The 16043-nt window shown below is 67.9% G+C and carries 15 protein-coding genes; 10 read left to right on the top strand and 5 right to left on the bottom strand.

Features of this window, described 5'->3' with window-relative positions; genetic code table 11:
- Positions 1-21: 21 nt before the first annotated feature.
- Genes ACLJQ7_RS12360 through ACLJQ7_RS12345 form a run of 4 tightly spaced genes read left to right on the top strand, consistent with a single transcriptional unit; the run spans position 22 to position 3371 of the window.
- A complete protein-coding gene (locus tag ACLJQ7_RS12360; RefSeq protein ID WP_410648318.1) occupies positions 22-765 on the top strand; it encodes an enoyl-CoA hydratase/isomerase family protein in 744 nt (247 codons plus the stop codon).
- Complete coding sequence (locus ACLJQ7_RS12355) at positions 762-2306, top strand: ATP-dependent acyl-CoA ligase (RefSeq protein WP_410648317.1); 1545 nt, start codon at positions 762-764, stop codon at positions 2304-2306. Before ACLJQ7_RS12360 ends, ACLJQ7_RS12355 begins: the two co-directional genes overlap by 4 nt.
- Positions 2307-2341: 35 nt before the next feature.
- Positions 2342-2977 (top strand): TetR/AcrR family transcriptional regulator, encoded by a 636-nt coding sequence (locus ACLJQ7_RS12350; RefSeq protein ID WP_410648315.1) that lies wholly within the window; start codon positions 2342-2344, stop codon positions 2975-2977.
- Between the two features lie 58 nt (positions 2978-3035).
- Positions 3036-3371, top strand: coding sequence for a hypothetical protein (locus ACLJQ7_RS12345; RefSeq protein ID WP_034308634.1), 336 nt, complete (start codon positions 3036-3038; stop codon positions 3369-3371).
- 149 nt (positions 3372-3520) lie between these two features.
- Here the strand turns inward: ACLJQ7_RS12345 and ACLJQ7_RS12340 are convergent, their stop codons facing one another.
- Positions 3521-4690, bottom strand: a complete 1170-nt coding sequence (locus tag ACLJQ7_RS12340) for an acyl-CoA dehydrogenase family protein (RefSeq protein ID WP_101610775.1) — start codon at positions 4688-4690, stop codon at positions 3521-3523.
- Positions 4691-4826: 136 nt separating this feature from the next.
- On the opposite strand from ACLJQ7_RS12340, the gene ACLJQ7_RS12335 reads away from it, so the two are divergent.
- Both ACLJQ7_RS12335 and ACLJQ7_RS12330 read left to right on the top strand, forming a co-directional pair.
- On the top strand, positions 4827-6167 hold the full coding sequence (locus ACLJQ7_RS12335; protein ID WP_410648314.1) for a cation:dicarboxylate symporter family transporter: 1341 nt from the start codon (positions 4827-4829) through the stop codon (positions 6165-6167).
- Positions 6164-6853, top strand: a complete 690-nt coding sequence (locus tag ACLJQ7_RS12330) for a 4'-phosphopantetheinyl transferase family protein (protein WP_410648312.1) — start codon at positions 6164-6166, stop codon at positions 6851-6853. Before ACLJQ7_RS12335 ends, ACLJQ7_RS12330 begins: the two co-directional genes overlap by 4 nt.
- A 16-nt stretch (positions 6854-6869) precedes the next feature.
- On the opposite strand, the gene ACLJQ7_RS12325 is transcribed toward ACLJQ7_RS12330, so the two are convergent.
- Positions 6870-8009, bottom strand: a complete 1140-nt coding sequence (locus ACLJQ7_RS12325) for an isochorismate synthase (protein ID WP_410648311.1) — start codon at positions 8007-8009, stop codon at positions 6870-6872.
- A gap of 231 nt (positions 8010-8240) precedes the next feature.
- Positions 8241-8552 carry an integration host factor, actinobacterial type gene (mihF, locus tag ACLJQ7_RS12320; RefSeq protein WP_005155963.1) on the bottom strand — a complete coding sequence of 104 codons (312 nt, stop codon included), beginning with the start codon at positions 8550-8552 and terminating at the stop codon, positions 8241-8243.
- 451 nt (positions 8553-9003) lie between these two features.
- On the opposite strand from mihF, the gene ACLJQ7_RS12315 reads away from it, so the two are divergent.
- Positions 9004-10641, top strand: a complete 1638-nt coding sequence (locus ACLJQ7_RS12315) for a long-chain fatty acid--CoA ligase (protein WP_410648310.1) — start codon at positions 9004-9006, stop codon at positions 10639-10641.
- A gap of 100 nt (positions 10642-10741) precedes the next feature.
- Positions 10742-12004: an ABC transporter substrate-binding protein gene (locus ACLJQ7_RS12310; protein ID WP_410648309.1), complete on the top strand. Its 1263-nt coding sequence runs from the start codon at positions 10742-10744 to the stop codon at positions 12002-12004.
- On the opposite strand, the gene ACLJQ7_RS12305 is transcribed toward ACLJQ7_RS12310, so the two are convergent.
- Positions 11973-12428 (bottom strand): hypothetical protein, encoded by a 456-nt coding sequence (locus ACLJQ7_RS12305; RefSeq protein WP_410648308.1) that lies wholly within the window; start codon positions 12426-12428, stop codon positions 11973-11975. The genes ACLJQ7_RS12310 and ACLJQ7_RS12305 overlap by 32 nt on opposite strands.
- Before the next feature lie 58 nt (positions 12429-12486).
- Between ACLJQ7_RS12305 and ACLJQ7_RS12300 the strand changes: the two genes are divergently transcribed.
- A complete protein-coding gene (locus ACLJQ7_RS12300; RefSeq protein WP_410648307.1) occupies positions 12487-13146 on the top strand; it encodes a TetR/AcrR family transcriptional regulator C-terminal domain-containing protein in 660 nt (219 codons plus the stop codon).
- Between the two features lie 330 nt (positions 13147-13476).
- Here the strand turns inward: ACLJQ7_RS12300 and ACLJQ7_RS12295 are convergent, their stop codons facing one another.
- Entirely contained in the window at positions 13477-13926 is a 450-nt protein-coding gene (locus ACLJQ7_RS12295) for a hypothetical protein (RefSeq protein WP_410648580.1), read from the bottom strand.
- 162 nt (positions 13927-14088) lie between these two features.
- On the opposite strand from ACLJQ7_RS12295, the gene ACLJQ7_RS12290 reads away from it, so the two are divergent.
- A complete protein-coding gene (locus tag ACLJQ7_RS12290; RefSeq protein ID WP_410648306.1) occupies positions 14089-15810 on the top strand; it encodes a TIGR03767 family metallophosphoesterase in 1722 nt (573 codons plus the stop codon).
- Positions 15811-16043: the final 233 nt, after the last annotated feature.

Raw genomic sequence — 16043 nt, 5'->3', positions numbered from 1 at the left:
CGGTCGTCTAGGCTCGGCGTCATGAGCACCGTGGACTACGCACTCGACGACGGAATCGCAGTGATCTGGCTGAACCGCCCGGAGCGGCTCAACGCGGTGGTCGCCGAACTGGTCGACGACCTGTTGGAGGCGCTCGACGCGGCCGCCAAGTCGGACGCGCGCGCGGTCGTGCTGGCCGGCCGGGGCCGGGCGTTCTGTGCCGGTCACGATCTGAAGGAACCCACCCCGCCGGGGGATTCACGCCCGCGGCTCGACCGGCTACAGGACGTGACCCGCCGCCTGCGCGGACTGCGCCAGCCCGTCATCGCCGCGGTCCACGGTTACGCGATCGGCGCGGGCGCCGAGTTCGCGATGGGCTGCGACCTGATCCTCGCCGCCGAGGACGCGGTGTTCGCCTTCCCCGAGGTCTCGTTGGGCCTGAGCGTCACGGGCGCGGCGTCGCGGTTGCTGCCGCTGCTGGTCGGCCCGTTGAAGGCCAAGGAACTCCTGCTGCTGGGCGAACGCGTGAGCGGCACCGAGGCGGCCGGGCTCGGCCTGGTCAACGCCGCCCTGCCCGCCGACGACCTGATGGACACCGCGCTCGCCTGGGCGGCCAGGATCGCCGCGCATCCGGCGGCCGCGGCCACGATGGCCAAGCGTGCCCTCGATTCCGGCATCGACAGCTCCCTCGACGCCGCCCTCGAACTCGAAGTCAGCCATGCGCTGATCACCGAGCACTCCGCCGAGGTCGCGGCCTCGGCCGAGGCGTTCCGGAGCCGGGCATGACCTCGCTCGCCGGGATCGACACCCTCCTCGGCCTGACCACCAGGGCCGCCGCGCTCTGGCCGGACAAGACGGCGTGGATCTTCGACTCCACCGGGGAGAGCTTCACCTTCGCCGACGTCGACGCGCGCAGCACCGAGTTCGCGCGCGCACTGCTGGAACTCGGTGTGGAACCGGGTGACCGGGTCGCGGTGATGCTGCGCAACCAACCCGAGTTCCCCTTGCTGTGGCTGGCCTTGGCCAAGATCGGCGGGGTGCTCGTCCCGGTCAACACCGGGTACCGCGAGTTCGACGGCGCCCACGTGCTCCGCCACTCGGGTGCCAGGTTCGCCGTGGCCGCCGAGGAATTCCTGGAGCTGCTGAACAAGATCGCGCCGGAGACCTCGCTGGAACGCGTGCTCACACCCGGTGAACTCACCGGCTCCGGTGCCGCCCCGGCCTTCACGAGCGAAGCCGAGCGCCCGGTCAACATCCAGTACACCTCGGGAACGACGGGCGCGCCCAAGGGTTGCGTACTGCCGAACCGGTACTGGACGACCCTCGCGATCGGCCTGGCCACGGACTACCCGTCGGTCGGCACGGACGACGTCATCCTGACCGCGCAACCGTTCCACTACATCGATCCACAGTGGAACGTCGCGCTGGGGCTCGCGGGCGGCGCGACCCTGGTGGTACTCGACCGTTTCCACCCGTCGAAGTTCTGGGCCAAGATCCGCGAACACGGCGTCACCTGGTTCTACTGCCTCGGCCTGATGCCCACGCTTCTGCTGCGCCAGCCGGAAAGCGAGCTGGACAAGGCGCACCAGGTCCGCGCGATCTGCGCTTCGGCGATCCCGCGCGACCTGCACGCCGCGCTCGAAGCACGCTGGGGCGCGCCGTGGTACGAGGCCTTCGGCATGACCGAGACCGGCGGCGACATCCGGATGTACCCGGCGGATCACGAGGAGACCGTCGGCACCGGCTGCCTCGGCAGGCCGACGCCCTCGCGCGAGGTGATGATCGCCGGCGAGGACGGGAAACCGCTGCCGCGTGGGGAAACCGGTGAGCTGCTGATCCGCGGGGTCGGCCTGATGCACGGCTACCACGACGATCCCGAAGCGACCAGGCGCGCCTTCGACGGCGGCTGGTTCCACACCGGCGACCTGGCCACAATGGACGCCGAAGGCCGCGTGTACTACGTGGGCCGCACCAAGGACATGATCCGCCGGAGCGGCGAGAACATCTCCGCGGACGAGGTCGAACGGGCGCTGCAGCTGCATCCGGCGGTCAAGCTCGCCGCCGTCATGGCGGTGCCGGACGACATCCGCGGCGAGGAGGTCAAGGCGTACATCGTCCTCGACGAGAACGAGGGGCACCGGTGCGAACCTGCCGAGCTGGCGGAGTTCTGCGCGGCGAAACTGGCCTACTTCAAGATCCCCCGGTTCTGGGCCATCGTGGCGGAACTGCCGATGACGCCGTCGGAACGGGTCGCGAAGGGTGAGCTGAAGAAGGTGGGCGACCTCCGCGCCGGTTCGTGGGACAGGACCACCGAGACATGGCTCTGAACATGGACTCTCGGCGGGAAAAAGAACCTCGAGTCGTGAACACCCGCGAACGCGTCCGCCAGGCGGCGGTGAAACTGTTCGCCGCTAAGGGGTTCCACGGCACCGGCATCCGGGATCTGGCGCAGACGGCGGAGCTGTCGTCCGCCAGCCTGTACCACTACATGGGCACCAAAGAGGATCTGCTGGTCGCCATCATGAACGAGTCGCTGCGGCGCCTGCTCGACGCGGCCGAGCGGGCGACCGCCGGACTCACCGATCCCGTGTCACGGCTCGGCTCCCTGGTGGCGCTGCACGTGCTCGCGCACGCCATCCAGCCGGATGACACCCGCGTGGTGGACAACGAGGTCCACGCGCTCACCCCCGGCGCCAGGGCCGAAGTGGTGGGGCTGCGCGATGCCTACGAAAGACTGTGGGCGGACGCAATCGAGGACGGTGTCGCGGCGGGCGTCTTCCACACCGACCAGCCTTCGGTCACCCGGCTCGCACTGGTGGAGATGTGCAGCGGGGTCGCGCGCTGGTATTCCCCGTCGGGGCCGCTCACCCTGGATCAGCTGGCCGCGCATTACGCGGAACTGGCGCTGCGGGCGCTCGCCTGCGAAGGCCGGCTGGACGTCGATGCGTTGCAAAACTGCCGTGAAGTGGTCTCGGGAGTGTGGCGAGTGCCCGTTTAGCGGCGACTTTAGGTCCGTACGCCTTGCTCAGACGGCTTCTCTGGGGGACGCTCGAAGGGTGACTGAGCAAACGATCCAACTCGAACTGGACGACTCGGGTCTCTCGCCGGCGTTGCCGGTGCCTTCGAACCCCCGTGATCAGGTGCAGGACGTCCCCTACCGCCCGGTGGGATTCCGGGATGACGACCTGCCCACGGCGCTCGAACGGTGCGCGACATGGCTACGCCAGGCTCAGGAGTGGCTCGGGGAACCGGTCGATGTGCTGGCCGTCCATCTCGACTACGACGACCGCAAGGGTTCGCCGTACTACGACGTGAAACTTCTCTGCAACGAGGAGGACCTGGCCGGGGTCCCGATCGCGATGCGGAACCAGAAGGACGAGGACGAAGACTAGAGAGACCGACGCCATGAACGGGCCGTTCCTTGCGAAATTTGCGAGGAACGGCCCGTTCATTGCGTGTGAGTACATCGAGTCCGTGAAGGCCTCCTTGAGGGACTCTGGGTCCCTCAAGGAGGCCTTCACGGACCAGAAGTACCCAAGCGTCAGCCCAAGGTGCCGCCGACCTTGACGTGCCCCTTCAGCAGGTTGCGCGCGATGGTCCGGCGCTGGATCTCGTCGGTGCCCTCGTAGATCCGCAGCAGCCGCAGTTCGCGGTACCACCGCTCGACCGGCAGTTCCCGCGTGTAGCCCATCCCGCCGTGGATCTGCAGGACGCGGTCGACGATCTCGTTCGCCTTCACGCCGCCGTACAGCTTCGCCATCGACTGCGCGTGCCGCGAGTCCAGCTTCTGGTCGACCTGCCAGGCGGCGTGCAGCACCAGCCAGCGCAGGGCCTCCAGTTCGGTGCCGGAGTCCGCGATCATCCACTGGATGGCCTGGCGCTCGGCGATCTTCTGCCCGAACGTCTCCCGCGTGTTGGCGTGCTCGATGGCCATGGAGATCAGCCGCTCGCAGGAGCCGATCGCGCGGGCGGGCAGCAGGTAGCGGCCGGCGCCGATCCACTGCATGGCCAGGTCGAACCCGTGGCCGAGTTCGCCGAGGATCTGTGTCTCCGGCACGCGGACGTCCTCGAAGACCAGCGCCGCCGGTCCCCATTCGCCCATGGTGTCGATGTACTCGGACTTCCAGCCGGCGTCGCGGTCGACGAGGAAGCAGGTGACGCCGCCGTTGGCGCCCTTCTCCGGGTCGGTGATCGCGAAGACCATCACGAAGTCGGCCTCGTTACCGCCGGTGATGAAGGTCTTCTCGCCGTTGATGACCCAGTCGGTGCCGTCCTTGCGGGCGGAGGTCCGGATGGCCTTGGCGTCCGAGCCCGCACCGGGTTCGGTGATCGCGAAGCACGACTTGCGTTCGCCCGAGATCGTCGGGAGCAGGTAGCGCTCCTTCTGCTCGTCGTTGGCGTAGTACAGGATGTTGTCCGCGGCGCCGCCGAACCGGAACGGCACGAACGTGCGGCCGAGTTCGGCCTCCAGCAGCGCGGTCATCACCGCGGACAGGCCCATGCCGCCGTACTCCTCGGGCGTCTGCACCCCCCAGAAGCCGGATTCCTTGGCCTTCAGCTGCAGTTCGCGCAGCTCGTCGGAGGTCAAGCCGGGCTGACCGGCGCGTTCGCGGCGCAGCACCTCCTGCTCACGCGGCATCAGGTCGCGCTGGACGAAGGTGCGCACCCAGTCGCGCACCTCGCGTTCCTCGACGCTCAGAGAGAAATCCATGGTCAGCCCGCTCCGTTCGACAGTGGCCTAGCGCTGACTAAGCGCTCGCTTAGTCCAGGGTACCGCTTCGGTTGTCGTTCGCCGAGGAGTTGTCATAAGTTTTCGCAATCCGTCCCCACCTCGTCGAAGGGCACCCATGAGCACGGCAGCACCCGCGGCGAAGCGGGATCGCACCCATTACCTCTACATCGCCGTCATCGTGGCGGTGGCGCTCGGCATCGCGGTCGGCATCCTGTTCCCCGCCCTCGGCAAGGAACTGAAGCCGCTCGGGACCGGGTTCGTGAACCTGATCAAGATGATGATCTCGCCGATCATCTTCTGCACGATCGTGCTCGGCGTCGGCTCGGTGGCGAAGGCCGCGAAGGTCGGCCGCGTCGGCGGGCTCGCGCTCGGCTATTTCCTGATCATGTCGACGGTCGCGCTGGTCATTGGCCTGGTCGTCGGCAACATCCTCCAGCCCGGCAGCGGGTTGCACCTGACCCCCGAGATCGCCGAAAAGGGGCAGGACCAGATCGCCAAGAGCGAAGGCACCGTCGACTTCCTGCTCGGGATCATCCCGAAGACGCTGGTCTCGGCGTTCACCGAGGGCGAGGTGCTGCAGACGCTGCTGGTCGCGCTGCTCGCCGGGTTCGCGCTGCAGAAACTGGGCACGAAGGGCGAGCCGATCCGCCGCGGCATCGAGCACATCCAGCGGCTCGTGTTCCGGATCCTGGCGATGATCATGTGGGCGGCGCCGGTCGGCGCGTTCGGCGCGATCGCCGCCGTCGTCGGCGAGACCGGCTGGAAGGCGCTGCAGAGTCTCGCGGTGATCATGCTCGGCTTCTACCTCACCTGCGCGTTGTTCGTGTTCGTGGTGCTCGGGCTGATCCTCGGCCTGCTCGCCAGGGTCAACATCTTCAAGCTGCTGAAGTATCTCGGCCGCGAGTTCCTGCTGATCCTGTCGACGTCGTCGTCGGAGTCGGCGCTGCCGCGGCTGATCGCGAAGATGGAGCACGCCGGCGTCTCCAAACCGGTCGTCGGCATCACCGTGCCGACCGGGTACTCGTTCAACCTCGACGGCACCGCCATCTACCTGACGATGGCGTCCATCTTCATCGCGGACGCGCTCGACAAACCGCTGACCATCGGCGAGCAGATCTCCTTGCTGGTGTTCATGATCATCGCGTCGAAGGGCGCGGCCGGGGTCACCGGCGCGGGGCTCGCGACGCTGGCGGGCGGACTGTCGTCACATCGGCCGGAACTGGTGGACGGCGTCGGGTTCATCGTCGGCATCGACCGGTTCATGTCCGAGGCCCGCGCGCTGACGAACTTCGCGGGCAACGCCGTCGCGACCGTGCTGATCGGCACCTGGACCAACGAGATCGACCGCGAGCAGCTCGACCGGACGCTGGACGGCCGGTCACCGTTCGACGAAGCGACGCTGCTCGACGAAAACGCGAGTGAGGCCGGTGCGGAATCGGGTACAAAGAAGACGTGATCGAATGTGCGGTCCGCTGGTCCCCGCCCCTGCCCGCCGAACCCCGGTTCCTGGCCTTGCTCGACGAGCTGGAGCAGGGCCGGTACGGAAACTACCGCCAGGAAATCGACCAACGCCGGTTCCTGACCGGCCGGGTCCTCGCCAAGACGGTCGCCGCCGAGCGGCTCGGCATGGCCGTCGAGGACGTGAGCTTCGACGCGACCTGTGACGACTGCGGCAAACCGCACGGACGGCCCAGGGTCCCCGGCGCGCCGCTGATGCTGTCGATCTCGCATTCCGGCGACCTCATCGGCGTCGCGGCCACCGCGGGGACGCCGGTCGGCCTCGACGTCGAGACGGCCACCAGGCGAGCCGAGGACTCGCTCATGGAGTACGCGCTGACCCCCGCCGAGCTGGCGGCGATCTCGGGGCTCTCCGACGACGAGCGAACGACGGCGTTCTTCACCTACTGGACGCGCAAGGAAGCCGTCATGAAGGCCACCGGGAAGGGCCTCAAGATCCCGCTGCAGAGCATCACGTTCTCCGGCTACGACGAGCAGGCGCGGCTGGTGCGGTCGAGCCACCAGGCCCTCGACCCGGACCGGACCCGGCTCGCCGACCTGAAGGCGGCCGAGGGCTACCGGGCCGCCGTCGCGCTCCTGACCTCGGACGACATCTCGGTCACCGAAGACTTCACGCCCCTCTGACCCCCCGCGTTTCGCGTCAGATCTCCAGGCCCATGGCGGCGAGCAGGGTGCGGAACTTCGCCGAGGTCTCGTCGAGTTCGGTCCGGGGGTCGGAGGCGGGGACGATGCCGCCGCCGGCGTACAGCCGCATGGAGGTGCCGGCGATCTCCGCGCACCGGATCCCGACGGCCCATTCGCCGTCCCCGGCCGCGTCGACCCAGCCGACGGCGCCCGCGTAGTACTCGCGGTCGAACGGCTCCAGCTCCTGGACCAGCGAGCGCGCGGCCGCGGTCGGCGTGCCACAGACCGCGGGGGTGGGATGCAAGGCGGCGGCGAGGTCCAGCGCGGTGACGTCCTGGTCGATCAGCTCACCGGTGACGGTGGTCGAGAGATGCCAGATCGCCGGGGTCGAGACGAGCTCCGGGCTGCGGACGTCGAGGGTGCGGCAGAACGGCCGCAGGATCTCGACGACGGACTCCACCACGACGGCGTGTTCGACGTGGTCCTTTTCGGACGCCAGCAGCGCCTCACCGTTCGCCTTGTCGATCGCCGGGTCCGCGGACCGGGGCATCGACCCGGCGTGCGGCCTGGACACGACGGCGCCGCCGGTGCGGGAGAGCAGGAGTTCGGGAGTGGCGCCGACCAGCGTGCGCCCGCCGGGCAGCTGCGCGGCGTAGGTGGTGTGCCGGGGGTTGCCGTTCGCCAGGTTCCGGACCACCTCGGCGACCGGAACGGCCTCGTCGAAGTCGAGATCGAGCGCGCGGGCCAGGACGACTTTGCGCAGGTCACGGTCGCTCAGCGCGGAGACGGCGGCGCGGACGGCGGCCAGATGTGCCTCGGGTTCGGGCACGGGAGTGACCTTGACCGGCTGCGGAAGCGCGGTGCGCGGCGGGACGGCCGCGTGGTCGGAAGACGCGCGATGGACCGCGCGCGGGAGCACCAGATGCCCCGGCATCGAGGTGGTGTCGAAGGGCAGCACGCCGACCGCGATCGACGCGCCCGAGTCGGTGAACAGCCCGGGAAGCGCCCCGGACAGCCGCGACGGCTCGGTCTCGGTCGCGGTGGCCACGACGCCGCTCGCGAGGAGCGCGTGCCGTGCCGTGGCCAGGAGGAAGTCGCCCCGCTCGTAGCGGGCGGCCAGGTCTGCCGGGGTCGCCGGTGCGGTACTGGTCGTCACCCCACCAGCGTCCCAGGCTCCGGCTGAGGCCAGGGGAAAGTGTTGCCCGGGCAACAGCCTCTCAGGCAACACCTTCCCCCGGACCGCCCGTGACCTGGGCGGTGTCTCTCAAAGCGCACTGTCGGATTTCCGCAGCCGGGCCGCAGCATCGGCTGGCCGCTCGCCCAGCCATGTCAGCGGCCCGCCTCCGCAAATCCGAGGCCTTCGGCCGAGAAGAGACGCGCGGAAGCGTTACTTCAGCGCCTCGAGAAGGGCCTCGCGCTGCCGTTCGCCCAGGCCGGCGGCACGCCGGTCCGGGTCGATTCCGGCCTGCTCCAGCAGGGCGGCGACCTTGACCGCGCCCAGGCCGGGCACGGCCTTCAGCAGCTGCGTGACCTTCGTCTTGCCGATGGTCTTGTTCTCCTTGGCCTGCTTGAGCACCTTGTCGATGCTCTCCTTGCCGGACTTGATCGACGCAAGCAGCTCGGAGCGCGCTTTGCGAGCCTCAGCCGCCTTGGCGAGGGCATCGGCGCGCTGCTCCGGAGTCAACGTGGGCAGAGCCAACGTAGTAGTCCTTTCATCTCAGGTCTCCGCTTTCGCGGCCGACGGCCTTTAAACCATGCTTGCAAGAGCAAGCGCTGGCCAGCCGTCTCTGTACCACGGCTCCAGTAAACGCCACCCGTTCCTCGGCCGTGAAACCGACACGCACTTATTACCCCTCGACCACGTCACGGGCAACCCGCCCCAGCCTGCGGAAACACGCCGTTCGAGCGGCGATTCGCCCGCGTTCATCACCCTTATGAGCGATGTCGACACTTCGCACTGTCAGCCATTTTCCGTTTCATGGCAGGAAAAATGCGAATTATTGATGATCTTGGCCCGAACCGGCGAACACCCGTTAGCGCGACACTGTGACCGAACGGTTGCCTGCGATGTTACTGACCGGTTCACCCCTCCCGGATTAGAGTCGGCGCAACCCCAGTTCACCGGAGAACGAGCACCACGGGAGTACGCGATGTTGAGCACGATGCAGGACGGGCAGCTGTCACTGGGCAGGCTCCTCCGCCACGGCACCACGGTGCACTCCGAGAGCGAAGTCATCACCTGGACCGGTTCAGAAGCCCGCCGCGAGACCTTCGGCGAACTCGGCAAGCACGCCGCCCGCCTGGCCAACGCCCTCCGGAGCCTCGGTGTCACCGGCGACCAGCGCGTCGGCACCTTCATGTGGAACAACGCCGAGCACATGGCCGCGTACCTGGCCATCCCGGCCATGGGCGCGGTGCTGCACACGCTGAACATCCGGCTGTTCCCCGAGCAGCTCGTCTTCGTCGCCAATCACGCCGAGGACCAGGTCGTCATCGTCGACGGCACGCTGATCCCGCTGCTGGCCAAGCAGCTGCCCGAACTGAAGACCGTGCGTCACGTCATCGTGGCCAACGGCGACGCCTCCGCCCTGACCGCACCGGACGGCGTCCAGGTGCACTCCTACGCCGAGCTGCTGTCGGGCCAGCCGGACACCTTCGACTGGCCCGAGGTGGACGAGCGCTCGGCCGCCGCGATGTGTTACACCTCGGGTACCACGGGTGACCCGAAGGGGGTCGCGTACTCCCACCGGTCGATCTGGCTGCACTCCATGCAGGTCACGATGTCCGACAGCATGCGGCTGGCCCAGCACGACAAGGCCCTCGCGATCGTCCCGATGTTCCACGCGATGGCGTGGGGGATGCCGTACGCGGCGATGATGGTCGGCGCCTCGCTGCTGATGCCGGACCGCTTTCTCCAGCCCGCGCCCATCGCCCAGATGCTCGAGGTCGAGAAGCCGACCTTCGCCGGCGCCGTCCCGACGATCTGGCAGGGCCTGCTCTCCCACCTCGACGCGAACCCGCAGGACATCTCGCATCTGCGCGAGGTCGTCGTCGGCGGGTCGGCCGCGCCGCCGTCGCTGATGCACGCGTTCGAAGACCGCTACGGCGTGCCGATCCTGCACGCCTGGGGCATGACCGAGACGTCGCCGCTGGGCAGCGTCGCGCGTCCGCCCGCCGCGGCGACCGGCGAGAAGGCGTGGGAGTACCGCTACACCCAGGGCCGGTTCCCGGCGTCCGTCAGCGCGAGGCTGATCGGCGACAACGGCGAGGAACTGCCGTGGGACAACGAAAGCGTCGGCGAGCTCGAAGTGCAGGGCCCGTGGATCGCGGCGTCGTACTACAGCGGCACGAGCGGTGACGAGCCCGACCCGGAGAAGTTCCACGACGGCTGGCTGCGCACCGGCGACGTCGGCAAGATCAGCCCGGACGGCTACCTCACGCTGACCGACCGCGCGAAGGACGTCATCAAGTCCGGCGGCGAGTGGATCTCCTCGGTGGATCTGGAGAACCAGGTGATGGCGCACCCCGCGGTGGCCGAGGCGGCCGTGGTCGGCATCCCCGACGAGAAGTGGGACGAGCGCCCGCTGGTCGCCGTCGTGCTCAAGGAGGGCCAGAACGTCACGGCCGAGGAACTGCGCGAGTTCCTGTCCGACAAGGTCGCGAAGTGGCAGCTTCCGGAGAACTGGACCTTTGTGGACGAAGTCCCGAAGACCAGTGTCGGCAAGTTCGACAAGAAGCGGCTGCGGGCGTTTCACTCCGAAGGCAAACTCGACATCAGTCAGCTCTAACGGGTTAATCTCCCGCGCGCCTGCCCTTCCGTGAAGGCCATCTTGAGGGACGCTGTTCCCCGAAGATGGCCTTCACTGCGTTCGGCGAAGGGTTTTGTTGGTGCCTAAGACAAGCAGGCGGGCGTTCCTGGCGCTGGCGGGGACCACCGTGCTCTCTGCCTGCGGGTCCAACACCGTCCAAAGAGGAAATCCGCCACCCTCGACGGCCTACTCCGCCGGGGTGACCAGGCCCAAACCGAAACCGGTGGAACTCGCGCAGTGGTACCACCCGTATCCCGAAGCCGGTGTCCAGGAAGCCGTCACGCGCTACGCGGCCGCCTACCATAGGTCCAAGGTCGCGGTGCAGTGGAATCCCGACGACTACGAGACGAAACTGAACGCCGCGCTGCAGGCCGGTCCGGTCCCGGACGTCTTCGAAGGCCAGGTCACCGTCGACCGCGTCCGGCAGAACCTCCTCGTTCCGCTGGACGACGTGATCGGGCCCGTGCGCGGGGATTTCACCCCTTCGGTCCTCGCGGCGCGGACGGTCGACGGCAAGACCTACGGCATCCCGCAGGCGCTGGACACCCAGGTCCTCTTCTACCGCAAGAGTTTCCTGCAGGAGGCCGGGGTCCAGCCGCCGCGGACGCTGGACGAACTCGTCGACGCGGCGAAGAAACTGTCCAAGGACGGCGTCAAAGGACTGTTCGCGGGCAACGACGCGGGCGCGGCGGTGCTCGCGGGACCGCTGCTGTGGTCGGCCGGGCTCGACTACGTCAAGGACGGCAAATCCGTCGGTTTCGACGATCCGCGCGCCGCCACGGTGTTCGCGAAACTCCACGAGCTCAACGGATCGCTGCTGCTGGGCGCTTCGACGGACTGGCCGGATCCGCTCCCGTTCATCGACGGGCTCACCGCCATGCAGTGGACCTGGCTGTGGAATCTGCCGAAGATCCAGGACACCCTGAAGGACGACTTCGGCGTCCTGGCGTTCCCCCGGCTCGACGCGGCGGGCGCGCCGTCCGTCCCGGTCAGCGGACTGAGCGCGATGGTGCATGCCAAGAGCCTGAACCCCAACGCCGCCAAGGATTTCGTCAAATGGCTGTGGCTGGAGCGCGTCGACTTCCAGCAGGAATTCGCCACCAGGTTCGGTTTCCATCTCCCCGCCCGGCTGAGTGTGCTCGACAAGGTCGCCGCGACGGCCGACGCCGCGAAGCTGGTCAAGGAGAGCGGCCGCGCCGCCGGTCCACTGTGGACACCGACGGCGAACACCGCGCTCGTCGACGCGCTGGGCCGGATCGCCCGTGACGGCGCCGACGCCGTCGCCGAGACCAAGGCCGCCGTCGAGGCCGTCAAAGCCGAACTGAGTCGCCTTTCCGCGTGAGCCGCCGCGAACGTACCCAAGCGATGATCAGCACGATCGACAGGATCACCGCTCCGCCGTCGGTGACCAGGGACGGAAGCACACCCGGCCAGCCGTGTTCGGCGATCGCCGCCCGGTGTACTTCGAACGGCACGACGTACACCCCGAACGCCTGGCCGATGTTGACCACGAGCACCGGCCAGAACAGCCATCGCCAACGGAACCACACCAGCAGGCCGAGCGCGTTCCCGGCGATGAAGACGTTCCCCACCAGCCGTAACGCGCTCAGGTAGGCGGGCGCGCCGTCGGTGTCCACCCCCTTGAGCCGCATGCTCGCCTCGATCAGGTCCAGATCGATGATCACGTAGTTCTGCAGCGTCGTCCCGAGGACGAAAACGACCGAGCACAGCACCGTGACCAGGCGGATCTTCGGTGTCCAAAGCATCACTTCCCCCGTTCCCTATCAGTGATAGAGACAAATCTATCACTGATAGAGTCCTCGGGTGGCACGCAAAGGCTCGCTCGACCTCGCCAAGATCACCCAGGCCGCCGTCGGACTGCTCGACGAGGCAGGCCTCGCGGAACTGAGCACCCGGCGGCTGGCGGCGAAACTAGGTGTCAGCTCACCGACGCTGTACTGGCATGTGAAGGACAAGGCCGAACTGCTGGACCTGGTCGCCGAGGCGATCTGCGCCGACGCCTTCGAGATCGACGGCGACCTGCCATGGCGCGAACAGCTCATGAGCGGGCTTCGCCAGTTCCGCGCACTGCTGTCGCGTCATCGGGACGCGGCCGCGCTGCTGCGAGAGCGGCCACCGACCGGACGGCACCGGCTCGGCCACATCGAGACGACCGCGCGGATCCTGCTGGAGGCGGGCTTTTCGGAAGAGGACACCGCGGGGATCTCGCGGCTGCTCACGGCGCACGTGCTGGCTTCGGCGGAGACCCTCCCCGCGCGGAAGCCGGATGAGGCGTTCCTCGAACGGCTCGCGGCGTATCCCCACGTGAGCAGGCTCGGCCCGGCTTTCGCGACGCAGAGCGACGAAGACCTGTTCGAGCTGGGCGTCGAGGTGATCCTCGACGGGCTCGCGGCCCGGCTGCCGGTGGCCAGGACCGATGATTCGGATGGCGAGCCGGAGACCGACCTGCAAGGCCGATCATGACCCTGGACCGTCCATAAGGGACTCCCCGACTCGCCAGATGCCTGATTTGAGCGCTTTGCGCAGGGGTCGTGAGTGGTAATGGTCGTTCTAACGCTCTTTATCACTCACGACCCCCGCGCCTGAATACGCAAAGTAGTCAAACCGGACACCGCTGCCGCCACTTCAGTCCCTTGTGGACAGAGTTGACAACCGGGCCGCGCCGAGGCTTTCGAGACCCGACACGTTTGCCTTACCTCTCAAGTCAAAACGGGCGTTCAATCGACGCAAAGTGTCCCTTGTGGACAATGTGCGCGAGCGTCAAGCCGGCAGCCTGCGCGACGCGGCCCGGCTCTAGTCTCCGGAGACACCCCAGATCGCCAGCTCGACGGCGACGTCGTTCTCGTACAGCAGCGCGCAGTTCGCGCTCCAGCGCGGGCGGCGCTCGTACGGCAGGCGTCCCGCCTTGTCGAGTTCGTCGAAGTCGGCGACGGACGGCTCCTCGGTACCGAAGGCGGCGACGAGTTCGGCGTCGGTCAACGGGCGGATCGTGCCGAAGTCGTCCTCACCCGTGGCGCTGATGAACTCGTGCACGTCCAGCACGGAGTGGGTCCCGGACTCCTGGACGCTCTCCACCTCGTACAGCTCGTCGATCGAGTCCGGGCGGCCGAGTTCGTCCTCCTCCCAGAGGTAGTCACCCTCCTCGAAGACGCGTGCCTTCAACGCGTCCAGCGCCGCTTCCGGATCACCGTCGAACCGGCCGCGGACGGACCAAGCCGAAGCGCCCACCTGGCCACCTCCCACCTTCGCCAAGCGGCCAGCGTAACCAGCCCGCTTGGCTTCCCCGAACATTCCACCGAACGTGACAAATTTTCGCATTACCCTTTTCCTGCGTTCACCTCACGGCTAACGTCTTGCGGCATCGTCCTTCCGCGACATCCATCCGCGACGACTGGGGGCACCGCCATGTCCGTCATCTCGAGGCGCACCTTCACCGCGGCGGGCGCCGCCGGCGCCGGCCTGCTGCTGTGCACGCCGACCGCCAACGCGCTCGACCGGGCGCTGGCGCGGACCACGACCCGCGCGGTGCGCACGGCGGGCACCACACTCGAAGCCGCGGCGGCCCCGCTGACCAGCGGGCCGGGCTACACGCGGCTGACCGCGGGCCCCGGCTGGCCGCTCGTCGTCCGAGGCGATCTGGCCGCACCGAAGTCCGGCCGCGACGACCGGCGCCGCGCGATGGCGTCCTTCGCGCAGTTCACCGACCTGCACTTCACCGACGCCGAAAGCCCGGCGCGGTTCGAGTACCTGCACCCGTTCGTCGGCTCGGCGCACCGGCCGCAGGAGACCCTCGGCCCCGTCGCGACGACGGCGCTGGTGGAGCGGGTGAACAGCCTGAAGGCGGGCCCGTTCACCGGACGGCCGATCGACTTCATGGTCACCACCGGCGACAACACCGACAACCACGAGCTGATCGAGCTCGAATGGTTCCTCAAGGTGCTCAACGGCGGCACGGTGAACCCGACTTCGGGCGACCCGGACGTGCACGAAGGCGTTCAGACGTCCGGATCCTCGCACTACTGGAACCCCGGCAAGACGCTGGACGACGCGTACACGAAGAAGGGTTTCCCGCAGCTGCCCGGCCTGCTGGGCGCGGCCTCGAACACCTTCACCTCGCCCGGCCTCGACATCCCGTGGTTCTGCACCTTCGGCAACCACGACGACAGCATCGTCGGCACCGTGCCGGACTTTCCGGGAATGGACGCCTGGTACACCGGCCGCTTCAAGGTGATCGGCAAGGACGAGACGACGTCGCGGAAGCTCGCCAAGGCGATCGGGTCCGGCTCCGGCGTCCCGGTCACGGAGCTGTTCGGCGGCTCGGGCACGATCCGCGAGATCACCCCGGACAAGCGACGGCGGCCGTTCAGCACCGCGGAATTCGTGCGGCACCACCTCGACTCCGCCAACACCGGACCCGGCCCGGTCGGCCACGGGTTCAGCGAGAACAACGCCGACGGGCGGAACGTGTACTACACCTTCCGCATCGCGCCGGGCGTCATCGGCATCAGCCTCGACACCACGACGATGGCCGGGCTGGCCGACGGATCGATCGGGCTCGGGCAGTTCACCTGGGTGGAGAACACGCTCAAGCGCAACAGCTCGACGTACTACGACTTCTTCGGGCGCAAGGTCACGCGGAACGTGACGGACGAGTTGTTCATCCTGTTCAGCCACCACACCAGCGACACCATGGGCAACGTGCTGCCGGACGCGCGGCATCCGCTGGAGATCCGGCTCAACGGCGACACGTTCGTCTCGCTGCTGCACCGGTTCCCGAACGTGCTGGCGTGGGTGAACGGGCACACGCATCGCAACAAGATCACCCCGCACGTCGGGAAGACCGCGAAGCAGAGCTTCTGGGAGATCAACACCGCTTCGCATATCGACTTCCCGCAGCACGCACGGATCATCGAGGTCGCCGACAACGCCGACGGCACGTTGTCGCTGTTCACAACCCTGATCGAGGCTGAAGCCCCGTACGAGGCGTCGTACTCGGACACCTCGACGCAAGCGCTTGCGTCGCTGTACCGGGAGTTCTCATACAACGACATCCACGCCTCACTGTCCGCCGTCGGCACCGCCCAAGACCAGAACACCGAACTCCTCCTGCCCCACCCGCTGGCCTGAGTTACGCCTTCAATCACGCGAGTCGTCCGTCTGATCACGCGAGTCGTCCGTCTGATCACGCGAGTCGTCCGTCTGATCACGCGAGCACGTCCAGCGCCACACGGCCGAACGACGTAACTCGCGTGCTTGGAGGCGTAACTCGCGTGATCAAAGGCGTGACTCGCGTGATCAGAGGCGCAACTCGTGCGAATGGGGGTAACTGTTTACATACCTCGCGCGAACGGCGAAAATCC

It is taken from the genome of Amycolatopsis sp. cmx-4-54, assembly GCF_046548895.1.
Classification (GTDB): Bacteria; Actinomycetota; Actinomycetes; order Mycobacteriales; family Pseudonocardiaceae; genus Amycolatopsis.
Note: the sequence above shows the minus strand (reverse complement) of the source record. Positions and strands in the feature narration are given on the sequence as shown.

What these genes read in the sequence shown, in the direction of transcription:
- ACLJQ7_RS12360 (WP_410648318.1), top strand. Translation starts at nt 22, where the DNA reads ATGAGCACCGTGGACTACGCACTCGACGACGGAATCGCAGTGATCTGG.
- ACLJQ7_RS12355 (WP_410648317.1), top strand. Translation starts at nt 762, where the DNA reads ATGACCTCGCTCGCCGGGATCGACACCCTCCTCGGCCTGACCACCAGG.
- ACLJQ7_RS12340 (WP_101610775.1), bottom strand. Translation starts at nt 4,690, where the DNA reads ATGGATTTCTCTCTGAGCGTCGAGGAACGCGAGGTGCGCGACTGGGTG.
- ACLJQ7_RS12335 (WP_410648314.1), top strand. Translation starts at nt 4,827, where the DNA reads ATGAGCACGGCAGCACCCGCGGCGAAGCGGGATCGCACCCATTACCTC.
- ACLJQ7_RS12315 (WP_410648310.1), top strand. Translation starts at nt 9,004, where the DNA reads ATGTTGAGCACGATGCAGGACGGGCAGCTGTCACTGGGCAGGCTCCTC.
- ACLJQ7_RS12305 (WP_410648308.1), bottom strand. Translation starts at nt 12,428, where the DNA reads ATGCTTTGGACACCGAAGATCCGCCTGGTCACGGTGCTGTGCTCGGTC.
- ACLJQ7_RS12290 (WP_410648306.1), top strand. Translation starts at nt 14,089, where the DNA reads ATGTCCGTCATCTCGAGGCGCACCTTCACCGCGGCGGGCGCCGCCGGC.